Origin of the sequence: Clostridium sp. AF17-21AC (assembly GCF_003461365.1) — a bacterium.
In the GTDB taxonomy this organism is placed as follows: domain Bacteria; phylum Bacillota; class Clostridia; order Lachnospirales; family Lachnospiraceae; genus Coprococcus; species Coprococcus ammoniilyticus.
This window is the reverse complement of record NZ_QTWY01000003.1, coordinates 113,950-125,832: the sequence shown is the minus strand read 5'-3', so window position 1 is coordinate 125,832 and position 11,883 is coordinate 113,950. Positions and strand designations below refer to the sequence as shown.

At 41.8% G+C, this 11,883-nt stretch carries 10 protein-coding genes; 5 read left to right on the top strand and 5 right to left on the bottom strand.

Annotation, left to right across the window (positions count from 1 at the left end):
* Positions 1 to 94 precede the first annotated feature (94 nt).
* Positions 95 to 979, bottom strand: coding sequence for a YitT family protein (locus DWW85_RS05680; protein WP_008401711.1), 885 nt, complete (start codon positions 977 to 979; stop codon positions 95 to 97).
* A gap of 193 nt (positions 980 to 1,172) precedes the next feature.
* On the opposite strand from DWW85_RS05680, the gene DWW85_RS05675 reads away from it, so the two are divergent.
* The 5 genes from DWW85_RS05675 to DWW85_RS05655 all read left to right on the top strand — a co-directional run bounded on the left by DWW85_RS05675 (position 1,173) and on the right by DWW85_RS05655 (position 6,732).
* On the top strand, positions 1,173 to 2,243 hold the full coding sequence (locus DWW85_RS05675; protein WP_117807930.1) for an alpha/beta hydrolase: 1,071 nt from the start codon (positions 1,173 to 1,175) through the stop codon (positions 2,241 to 2,243).
* 79 nt (positions 2,244 to 2,322) lie between these two features.
* Entirely contained in the window at positions 2,323 to 3,156 is an 834-nt protein-coding gene (locus tag DWW85_RS05670) for an Mrp/NBP35 family ATP-binding protein (RefSeq protein ID WP_117807928.1), read from the top strand.
* Between the two features lie 23 nt (positions 3,157 to 3,179).
* Positions 3,180 to 4,160 (top strand): Abi family protein, encoded by a 981-nt coding sequence (locus tag DWW85_RS05665; RefSeq protein WP_117807926.1) that lies wholly within the window; start codon positions 3,180 to 3,182, stop codon positions 4,158 to 4,160.
* 212 nt (positions 4,161 to 4,372) lie between these two features.
* Complete coding sequence (locus DWW85_RS05660; protein ID WP_117807924.1) at positions 4,373 to 5,287, top strand: radical SAM protein; 915 nt, start codon at positions 4,373 to 4,375, stop codon at positions 5,285 to 5,287.
* 83 nt (positions 5,288 to 5,370) lie between these two features.
* Complete coding sequence (locus DWW85_RS05655; protein WP_117807922.1) at positions 5,371 to 6,732, top strand: CAP domain-containing protein; 1,362 nt, start codon at positions 5,371 to 5,373, stop codon at positions 6,730 to 6,732.
* An 87-nt stretch (positions 6,733 to 6,819) separates the two neighbouring features.
* Here the strand turns inward: DWW85_RS05655 and DWW85_RS05650 are convergent, their stop codons facing one another.
* The 4 genes from DWW85_RS05650 to trpB all read right to left on the bottom strand — a co-directional run bounded on the left by DWW85_RS05650 (position 6,820) and on the right by trpB (position 11,879).
* Complete coding sequence (locus DWW85_RS05650; RefSeq protein WP_117807920.1) at positions 6,820 to 8,031, bottom strand: DHHW family protein; 1,212 nt, start codon at positions 8,029 to 8,031, stop codon at positions 6,820 to 6,822.
* Positions 8,032 to 8,043: 12 nt separating this feature from the next.
* The gene (locus DWW85_RS05645) at positions 8,044 to 9,471 is read right to left on the bottom strand and encodes an MBOAT family O-acyltransferase (protein WP_117807918.1); all 1,428 of its coding nucleotides are present in this window, start codon (positions 9,469 to 9,471) and stop codon (positions 8,044 to 8,046) included.
* Positions 9,472 to 9,931: 460 nt separating this feature from the next.
* Positions 9,932 to 10,702: a tryptophan synthase subunit alpha gene (trpA, locus tag DWW85_RS05640; protein WP_117807917.1), complete on the bottom strand. Its 771-nt coding sequence runs from the start codon at positions 10,700 to 10,702 to the stop codon at positions 9,932 to 9,934.
* Positions 10,695 to 11,879: a tryptophan synthase subunit beta gene (trpB, locus tag DWW85_RS05635; protein WP_117807915.1), complete on the bottom strand. Its 1,185-nt coding sequence runs from the start codon at positions 11,877 to 11,879 to the stop codon at positions 10,695 to 10,697. The genes trpA and trpB overlap by 8 nt, the downstream gene beginning before the upstream one ends.
* Positions 11,880 to 11,883 lie beyond the last annotated feature (4 nt).

Genomic DNA, 11,883 nt, shown 5'->3' with positions numbered 1-11,883 from the left:
CAGGCAGATAAACACATAAGTATTTACACAAGACAGGCATCGGTATTGTTACCGGTGCCTGTTTCGATTATGTAGATAAGTTATCAGGATGTTATTATTGTTTGTTAAAGCTGTAAACCTCGGCAATCTCGCTGATGGAGACATAGGCTTTATCGTCAAGTTCATGGACAATATTCTTCATCTTTCCAATCTGGAAACGGTTTACAACAATGTAGATCATGGTCTTTTCCTGATCCGAATAGAAGCCCTTTGCATCGATCATCGTTATACCGCAGGAAAATGTATCCGAGAGTTCCTGACAGATTTCCTGTGGCTTCGTTGTAATGATATAGGCGGCTTTGGAACGGTCAATACCTTCTACGATAAAGTCGATAGTCTTAAGTGCAGCCATATATGTAACGATGGAATAGAGAGGCAGGATCCAACTGTTCAGGATAATGCCACAGATGATATAAAGCATTACATTATATGCCATAACAAAGGTTCCGACGGTGATGCCAAGGCGTTTGGCAAATATGATCGCAAGTGTCTCGATACCATCCATTGCACCGCCAAAACGGATCGCAAGTCCGCTTCCCGCACCGGAGATCAGACCGCCAAAGAGTGCGCACAGAAGCAGATCGGAGCCTGCAAGCGGAGATACAAATCGGACATCGACAGGAAGGACATCTGTAATCAACCATGCACCCAGAGAGTAGATCGCAACTACATAGATCGCATAGATGGTGAAGGTAGATCCCTGCTTTTTCCAGCCATATAAGAATAGTGGAATATTTAAAATAATAAGGAAAACAGAAAGTGACAGGTGTTCCGGAGTGATCTGACTTAGCAGCATGGAAGTACCGGATATGCCACTGTCATAGAGATTAACAGGACTTAAAAATATCGTAATACCGAAGGCATTGATAAGCCCGGCAATGGTCAGCCCGAGGATATTTTTCCAGTGTAGGGAACGAAAGATGGTTTTTAGTTTATTCATATAAAAGCCTCCTGTTCTGTTATATACATTTTTTACTATGGTCAAATATTACACGAGAAAATCATTGATTACAAGAGAATCGTGCTTAATTTAATTAAATCTTTACTGGAAGTTTATTGTTTCCTTGCATTCGTATTTGTCAGAGAGTAAGATAGACTCATATATTATGTGATATTAGAGGAAATAGAATAATATGAAAAATGTTTCAGAAATTATAAATCAAGGAAATAAAAATGCAGAGCTTCCGGCATGGTTAAATATGCGGCATGCATGGAGTGCCAGTGATGCAAAGCGGGATGAAGGGTTGGCATATCCGGATAATGTAATTCAGATCAAGAATTTGGACTATAAAAAAGAGCCGGATCATCAGAAGTGGTGTGAGGCAGTTGAATTATTAGCTTCACAGAGAACTATGGGGGAAAAGACATCGGAAAAGTATAGTCGGATTTTCTATTATAATGAACCGGACGATGCTTCGAATCTTGATTCTGAACGTTATGCATCAAACAGTTTATTTGATATATATTATCCGGCTGAGTTGGATGCACAGACATCATATCCGGTGATCGTCAGCGTTCATGGCGGTGGATGGTTTTATGGAGATAAAGAGCTGTATAGTTATTATTGCTGCCATCTGGCATCAAAGGGATTTGCGGTTGTGAATTTTAATTACCGGCTGGCACCTCAGAACAAATATCCGGCAGCAATTGAAGATGTGGCATATCTTATCCGATATATTCATGAGAATGCAGGTGTGCTTCATCTGGATATGGAAAAGTTTTATATGCTGGGGGATTCAGCAGGAGCACAGCTTACGGCAAATTACTGTATTATTGCCGGGAATGCAGCGTATCGGAACAAGCTGGATTTCTTTACATATGACAGACTTCCAAAGGCTGTGTGTCTGAATTGCGGAGCATATGAGATGGACAAGCGGGAGGATAATATTTCCGACTGGTATATGAAGAACGAAGATGGAAGTTATGCAGTATCTGAAGAGCAGAGAAAGCTGTTCCTTTCACAGCTTGAGTATCTGACGAAAGATTTTCCACCGGCATATCTGATGTACAGTGTAAATGATGATCTGAGATTTCAGACCATTTATCTGGATGAACGAATGGAGAAGCTGGGTATCCGGCATGTGATCCGGTCATTTGGAGAGAAACATCCGGACAGCGGACATGTATTTCACATTAATCTGAAAAACCCGGAAGGCGTACAGTGCAATGAGGAAGAATGTGCATGGTTCCGTCAGTATGAATAAGTACATGGCGGTTCATATAGAAAGTATATGCATTTGTAAGACTTGAAAAAATATGAAATGAAATTTGGAGTATAAGAAAATGGCAGAAGGTTGTAATCATAATTGTAGTAGTTGTGGAGAGAGTTGTTCATCAAGAACCGCTCCTCAGAGTTTACTTGAAGTACCACATGAAGGAACAAAGATCAAACATATCATAGCAGTTATCAGTGGAAAAGGCGGTGTCGGAAAATCATCCGTAACGACATCCCTTGCGGTTACCTTGAATCGTCTTGGTTATAAGACTGCGGTTCTGGATGCAGATATTACCGGACCTTCGATTCCGACAGCATTTGGAATAAATGAAGAACCGGAGAGAGGCGACGATTTCCTGTATGCGGTTGAAACAAAGACCGGAATCAAGATGATGTCGATCAATCTGTTGATCGAAGATCAGACAGCACCGGTTATCTGGCGTGGTCCGATCATCGCGGGAGCAGTAAAACAGTTTTATACGGATGTTGTCTGGGGAGACATTGATTATATGCTGGTTGATTGTCCGCCCGGAACCGGAGATGTACCGCTTACGGTATTTCAGTCTCTGCCGGTGGATGGGGCAGTTATTGTTACAACACCTCAGGATCTGGTGTCTCTTATTGTGGAGAAGGCAGTCCGTATGGCAGACGATATGGGAATCCGTATCTTAGGTCTGGTTGAGAATATGTCATATTTCAAATGCCCGGATTGCGGCAAAGAACACAGCATCTTCGGTGAGAGTAAAGTAGAGGAGATACAGGATCGTTTCGGTATCGAGACGGTCGTAAAGCTTCCGATCGACCCGGCACTTGCCGGCTTGATGGATGAAGGTAAGATCGAGGATATGCCGGAATCAAAGCTGAAGGAATTCGCACAGACGATCGTGGGAAAGATAGGATGAAAGAATAAATACAGGAGGTATGGATGGGGTATAAGAAAACAGATGCGTTGATGAGACATTTGCGAGACAGTGGAATTGCAATATATGGACCTAAACAAAAACGTCAGCTAATAAATACAGGATATTTTCATGGATATAAAGGATATCGTTTTTTTGGGAATGCAAATAAAAGATTGCCATTTACATCTTATGATGAAGTCTATGCTACAATACAATATGATTCGGATTTAAAAGCTTTATTATATGGGAAAATGATGTTTATAGAGACCGCAGTCAAGAATATAGCATTGGAAAGTATATTGGTAAATGCAAATTCAGAATCAATACAAGATATGTATGATAAAGTTGTAAGTGGTTATAATAATGCACCAAAATCTGCAACTGTAGAGCAGAGAAGAAAATTGCAGCAGAATAAATTGAATTTACAGAATTCAATTCAATCCAGTCTGGCAAATGCTTATAAAAAGAATAATCCAAGAATCACACATTTTTATAATAATGTTGGCTATTCAGATGTTCCAATCTGGGCATTGTTTGAAATTATGACAATGGGAGATCTGGGTTATTTATTGTCATGTCTTACATATAGTGTTCGAGATGATATTTCAAAAAGATTATCAATAAATGTATCTTGTGATACAGATCGACAGTTGATATATAAGTATATTTATACATTAAAGGATCTGCGTAATGCCATAGCACACAATTCTGTAGTTTTCGATACCAGATTTAGAAATATTGATCCGACAAGTGCAATGAAACAGTGTCTTAAAATTGAAGTAGGGTTACCATATGTAAATTTTAAAACCATTGGTGATTATATAATTCTTATGTGCTATTATATGAAATTGCTAAGGGTGTCAAAGACGGAGATTAAGTTATTTATCCGAGAGTTTGAGAAAATTACAGAAAAATATAGACAATCAGTTAATTCTGATGTTGCAGCAATGGTAATTCATCCGGATCTGAATTCAAGAATGAACATATTGAAAAATTATATCTAAAACTTGCATTTTTTCAATGCCTATTGTATATTATAAATACTAATTGGGGTATGCATTTGCGGATGCATACTTAAAAGAGTCGGAGCAATCCGGCTCTTTTGCGTTATAATAGACGATATATAGAATCTGTAATATATATGAAAATATGATTGAAAAAAACGTCTAAATAGTGGAAAATGTGTATAGTATCAGTTATAGACAGGTCGGGAATTATGAAACTTAGAAAATTACTGGAAAGCTGCCACCTGTGTCCGAGAAAATGCGGGGTGAACCGCATAAACGGACAGACAGGGGCATGTAATGAAACATTATCAATATCAGCCGCAAGGGCGGCATTGCATATGTGGGAGGAGCCTTGCATTTCCGGAGAGAACGGATCGGGTGCGGTATTCTTTTCCGGGTGTTCACTTGGATGTGCATATTGCCAAAACCATGATATATCCGGGGGCTTGAATGGAAAAGAGATCACGATAAAGCGCTTATCGGAAATCTTCTTTGAGTTAAAAGAGCAGGGAGCCAATAATATCAATCTGGTAACGCCGGATCATTTTATTCCTCAGATCATAGAGGCAATCGATATGGCAAAGGAGCAGGGGTTCAATCTTCCGTTTGTCTATAATTGCAGTGGGTATGAGGATATCGAAGCTTTGAAGCTGTTAGATGGATACATTGACATTTACCTGCCCGATTTTAAATATATGTCGGCAGAACTGGCGGCGAGATACAGTCGCGCACCGGATTATCCGGAGGTGGCGAAAATGGCACTGGCGGAGATGGTACGTCAGGTAGGAGGCGATCAGACGACATTTGACGAGGATGGCATCATGAAGCGAGGTGTTATCGTCCGTCATCTGGAGCTTCCGGGATGTATCGAGGATTCCAAGGCGGTTATCCGTTATTTATATAAAACATATGGAAATAATATTTACATCAGCATTATGAACCAGTATACGCCGATGGAGGGGATCGGTGAGAAGTTCCCGGAACTGAACCGCAAACTGACAGAGCGGGAATATGATGAACTGGTTGATTATGCGATCTCGATCGGCGTAGAAAATGGTTTCATCCAGGAAGGGGAAACGGCATCAGAAAGTTTTATACCTCCATTTACAAATGAAGGGGTATGATGCAGAAATGTCCAGTATATCAATTGTAACAGATCAGATGAAAATATCTGGTTTAAAATAAAAAAGGAAAGGAAGATGGGAGTATGAAAAACATCTTAAAGCAGGCGGCAATGAGTATTTTACTTGTTGCGCTGGTGTGTTCTTTCTGTATAACACCTGCAATGGCAGCGACAGAGTTTATCGGAGAGACAAAAGAAAACAGTGCAGTTGTTTCAGATGAAAGTGCAGAACTTGCTGCAAGTTCAGGCTGGGTAAAGAAGAGTTCCGGCCGTTTTGAATATTACAGCAAGGCAGGCAAGGTAACGAAGAAGCTGGTGAAGAAGAATGGGTTCTTCCGTTATTATCTGAAAAAGAATGGCAAATGGAAAGCGCAGAAAAAGGTATGGGTGACAATCTCACATAACCAGTATTATGCGAACGCAAAAGGCAAGGTCACCACGATCTACTATGGTGCCAGCAAAAAGGCAAAGCGGTATTCCGGTGGTAAATGGAAGTATGTGAAGAATGATACTTTGCGTCTGGCAAATGGGAACGTGTATTATTTCAGTGCAAATGGTATCCGTCAGACGAAGCATAGCTGGTATAAGATCAATGATAATCGTCATGTTCTGGTCGGCGAAAAGGGTTCCGATACCGTAGATTATCTGTTGAAGAAGGATCGCGGTGCATGGAAATGTTATGTCAGCACAAAGAAAGGCTGGGATAAGTTCAGAAGCAAGTGGGCACAGGCATATGGCAAGATCTATTACTTTGATGCAACCGGAAAGGCATCCAGAATCTACTATGTGGAGTCCATGAAATGCTATGAATACAAAAATGGCAAATATGTAATGTGGAGAAATACAACAAAATACATTGGTAAATATCTGTTGTATTTTGGTTCCGATGGTGTACGTGTTACCAAATCCGGTTGGTATAGGATATCATCAGATAAAGAGATTTATGTAAATTCACAGGGAATTGTTACGGATTCCAGAACACCTGTAAAAGAAACAACCGGACATTCTGCAACCGGCTGGTATACGATCAAGCTTAGTAATGGCAGTACAAAGCAGGTATATGGATATTTTGATTATGATGCAGAAAATACGATCATCCGTCAGTTAAATGCATACAGAAAGGCAAATGGTCTTAATGAATTGACAAGATCACAGAGCCTGATGAATTCTGCAAGAGTACGAGCATATGAGTGTTCTTATTCCTTCTCACATACAAGACCGAATGGTACGCAGTGTTTTACTGCTTCATCAGAAATGAATGGCGAAAATATTGCAGCCGGATATCCTTCTGCAGATGCAGCAATGACAGCCTGGAAAAATTCACCGGGACATGATGCAAATATGAAATTGTCACTATTCAGTAAAATTGGTGTTGGTGTATTTGTAGCAGTATCCAGTGATAATTGTGGATATAAATATTACTACGTTCAGAACTTTGGTATTTAGAAACAGATTGTATATTTTATTCATAAAGTAAAAGGTACTTCAGAATGTTTAACATAATTTGTATGACATTCTGAAGTACCTTTATTTTTATAAGCCTGCTTTTATAAGGTCATTTTCATCAGAAAAAGTAATGCAGTTATACAAGAATAAAACCTGATCGTAGTCTTCGACGTTTACCAGATTGCTGATAGATTGATTTGTGTACCGGAGATCGATCATGGTCACGGTATCGTAGTTGTTGATCAGAAACTGCATCATGGAATTGGCATAGCTGTCCTTGATCACCAGAATGGAACGCTTGTCAGTTCCGGCTGTATCTTTTGGATCGGATGCAGCTTCTGCAGTCGTTGTGTTGTTTCGATGGAGCGTTGCAACCGCTACGTTCTGTCCGGTATAGGATGCGTATTTGTCTTTTACGTCCAGATAGTCACGGAAGAAAATGGAGTCATAGGAAGCTTCTTTATCAAGTCCATTCGAGGTTGTCATGGATGGTGTTGCACTATTATCTGCCAGAGTGTAGAAATCAATCTCATCTTTTGTAACAGACTGATCTAAGGTCTTTGAGAACAGGGTTCCCTGAAATTCTGTGCTGGCGGTTTCCTTTGTAAAATCCTTCAATTCATAAGGAGTATATCCAAGTTCTGCTCCGGCAGACTGATATGCATAATATGCACCGAGGGATGTCCAGTGGTGGTCGGTACGATAATAGATATACTCGCTATCATGTTCCTTTAATGTATTATATATATTGATCGGTGTCACACCGGATAGTTCGTTATAACAGGATTCGATCATGTCTTTTTCATCAACTGATACATTCTTAACAGCCGAAGGCAGCAGGGAATCTCCATAGACACCGACAGAGGTCGGACACAGCATGAAGTAGGTTGGAATCTCCGAATGCTTTGCAGCGAAGCTGTTAATGACAGCAAGATTTGTATGGATCTTATCAGCATCATATGCCGCACCGATATCGTCATAATCTGAAAGTACCTGCAGCATCTGGTCGTTTTTCGTATATACCGTTGAGATCTCGGTTTTTCCCATCAAGCGTTCAGAATCGTTCATGGCTGATATCCATTGTTCGCGACCATAGAATCGGTCGGAGAACCAGGAATCAAAACCGTTCATAAATGTCTCATCCTTGATGGAAGAAAGATTGACGGTTGGAAATTCCGACAGATAACGATTTTCATTTTCGGAAAAAGGCGCTTTCTCTTTTGGCAGCTTAAAAAGTGTCAAAATGGGAAGAACAATGATGATACATGCAAATATGATAATTCCGATTTTTTTATGCATAAGGGCTCACCTCTAAAAATTAAAGTACAAAAATGGGTTATAGCTTGCATTGACAAGGTAGGCGGTGGAAAGCAGCATCAGAATCGCCATCAAAATGACGCTTCCGTAATTGCCGACAGCCGGAACTTTGTCTGCGAGCTTAATAGCCAGCTTCTTTGGCAGATCCGTAGAACCGATGATCGCAATGATGAATAACAATCCGAAGTTCACAAGGATATATACGGTATAACTGTCGTAGAAGCTACTGCCAAAGCGGAACATCCGTCCCATATAGGAGAATGCCTGTGCGATCGTTGCTGTATCAAACAGCACCCAGCCAAGCATGACCAGAACGATCGCATAGATTCTTTTTATAATAGAAGGTATTTTTTCAAGGATACCTTGTTTTCCTGCTTTTGTGAGAAGTGTTGTTACCAGCTTCTCGATGATGATGAGGACACCGTACAGGGAACCCCACAGAATGAAGTTCCAGCTTGCACCATGCCAGACACCGGTTAAGAACCAGACAACTGCAGTGTTGAATATCGTACGGGCAAGACCCTTGCGGCTTCCTCCGAGAGGAAAATATACATAGCTCTTGAACCAGCCGGAGAGTGTCATATGCCATCTGCGCCAGAACTCACTGATACTCTTGGACATATACGGATAATTGAAGTTTTCCGGGAAATGGAAACCGAGCATCTTACCCAGACCGATCGCCATATCAGAATATCCGGAAAAATCAAAATAGATCTGTAAGGTATAAGCGGCAATACCAAGCCATGCGGTTGCAACCGGAAGCTCGGATAAGTCCATAGCTTTGACATTTGTCCAGACAACACCGATATTATTTGCGATCAGAACCTTCTTGCCAAGACCGACCGCGAAGCGGAGAATACCATCCCAGATCAGGTCGATGTCGATCACACGTTCATTCAGCTCGGCAGCTACATCTTCATAACGAACGATCGGACCTGCTACGATCTGTGGGAACAGCGTGACAAAGGCTGCAAAGGTGATCGGATTCTTCTGAACAGAGATGTTCTTCCGGTACAGGTCGATCGTATATGACATGGACTGGAAGGTAAAGAAGCTGATACCGATCGGAAGCAGAGAGGTCGGTGAACCATAGTGCGTTCCGAATATGTTATTAATATTTTCTATGATAAAATTGCTGTATTTGAAAAAGCCAAGCAAAGACAGATTCATGACCATCGATACGATCAGTGCAAGCTTTCGAAGTGCCTGACGGTCGCCTGCCTTATAAATGACCAGACCTGCAAAATAATCGATCATCGTCGATGCGATCAGTACAAATACATAGATTGGTTCGCCCCATGCATAGAAGAACAGACCGCTGATCAGGATGAACAGATTCCGTAACTGCTTCGGGACAATATAATAGATAACCAGTGTAACCGGTAAAAAAATATATAAAAATGTCAAACTGGAAAAGACCATGTGATACCCCAACTAACTTCATTATTATGTCGACTTCTGTCGCCGTAACAATTATAAAGTTAACGTATGGTAGTGTCAATCAGATTAAATATTAAATATTTGTGAGAAACCGGCTAAGAAACGGGAAAATATATAGATTGTGTGCATAGTTACAATACCGGCAGGCATATACAGATATACAGCAGTATTAAGACTACCAATATAGGATTTTAAGGAGATGAGAAAAAATCAGCCCATGTGAAACCATGTGACTATATAAAAGAACTGCCTTACTTAGACTCGTTGTGGTTTCTATGATCTGCATATACGTGATTCGCAAATGTTCCTGTGCCAACTCGCCTTTCAGGCTCAGACAGGCACCCACATTTGCTCGTATATGCATCTCATTACGAAATCCTCACTAATGTCTTAGTAAGGCAGTTCTTTTATATAGATTGTATAGTTTCACATGGGTGTCCGTCTATCGGATAGCGTCCTTCATGCGCTTTACATAGTCTTTGATGTAAGGCACGCAGTCCCTGCCATATTTGGCGCAGAGCTTGACAATGGCAGAGCCGACGATCACACCATCAGCATGAGCAGCCATTTCCTTCGCCTGCTCCGGTGTGGAGATTCCGAAGCCGATCGCACACGGAGTATCCGTTGCGGCTTTGACCAGCTTGGTCATAGCACCGATATCGGTCGTGATCTTGCTTCTGGTTCCGGTAACGCCGAGAGAAGAAACGCAATAGATGAAGCCGTTAGCTTCCTTTGCGATCATGCTGATCCGGTCATGGGAGGTCGGTGCGATCATAGATACCAGATCAAGGTCATATTTCTTACAGATTCCATCAAACTCGTCTTTTTCCTCATAAGGGATATCCGGCAGGATCAGTCCATCGATGCCGATCTCCTTGCAGATGCTGATGAACTTCTCTGAGCCATAAGAAAAGACAACATTTGCATAAGTCATAAATACCATAGGGATGGTAACTGTCTTACGGAGCTTTCTTACAAGGTTAAATACATCATTTGTCGTAACATGGTTTGCGAGTGCGCGGATATTTGCACCCTGGATAACAGGCCCTTCTGCGGTTGGATCTGAGAATGGGATGCCAAGTTCGATCAGGTCTGCACCTGTTTCTACCATGGCATATACGATCTGTTCTGTTGTTTCAAGATCAGGGTCACCACATGTAACAAATGGGATGAACGCCTTTCCGTTTTTGAATGCATTTTTAATATTACTCATAGAGATCCTCCCCTCTGTATCTGGCGATGGCGGCAACGTCCTTATCGCCTCGTCCTGAAATGTTAATAACCATGATCTGGTCTTTGTCCATCTGTGGTGCAAGCTTCATTGCATAGGCAACTGCATGAGCACTCTCGATCGCAGGAATAACACCCTCGATCTTGGACAGATATTCAAATGCATCAACAGCTTCATCATCTGTAACAGCGACATATTCTGCTCTGCCGATGTCATGCAGGTATGCATGTTCCGGTCCGATTCCCGGATAGTCAAGACCTGCGGAAATAGAATAAACCGGTGCGATCTGTCCGAATTCATCCTGACAGAAGTAGGACTTCATACCATGGAAGATACCAAGTCTTCCGGTATTGATCGTTGCAGCTGTCTCAAATGTATCAATTCCACGTCCGGCTGCTTCACATCCGATCAGGCGAACGCTCTTATCCGGAATAAAGTTATAGAATGCGCCGATCGCATTGGAACCGCCGCCGACACAGGCGAGAACGGCATCCGGCAGTCTGCCTTCCTTCTCCATAAGCTGTTCCTTGATCTCCTTGCTGATAACAGCCTGAAAATCACGAACCATCTCAGGGAAAGGATAAGGTCCCATAACAGAACCCAGAACATAATGGGTATCATCGATTCTGGAAGTCCATTCACGGAAGGTTTCGGAAACGGCATCCTTTAATGTTCCGGTACCGGTTTCTACCGGGTGAACCTTTGCTCCTAATAATCGCATACGGTAGACATTTAAAGCCTGACGGATGGTATCTTCCTTGCCCATGAAGATCTCACATTCCATACCCATCATGGCAGCAACTGTAGCAGTTGCAACACCGTGCTGACCGGCTCCTGTCTCAGCGATAACTCTTGTCTTACCCATTCGTTTTGCAAGGAGCATCTGACCGATAACATTGTTGATCTTATGTGCTCCGGTGTGATTCAAGTCCTCACGCTTCAGGTAGATCTTTGCACCGCCGAGATCCTCTGTCATTCTCTTGGCATAGTACAGACGGCTAGGTCTGCCGGCGTATTCATTTAACATTTCTGTCAGCTCCCGGTTGAATTCCGGGTCATCTTTGTATTTCTTATATGCTTCTTCAAGCTCAAGCATGGCGTTCATCAGTGTTTCCGGTATGTACTGTCCGCCATGGATTCCAAAACGTCCTTTTGACATATAT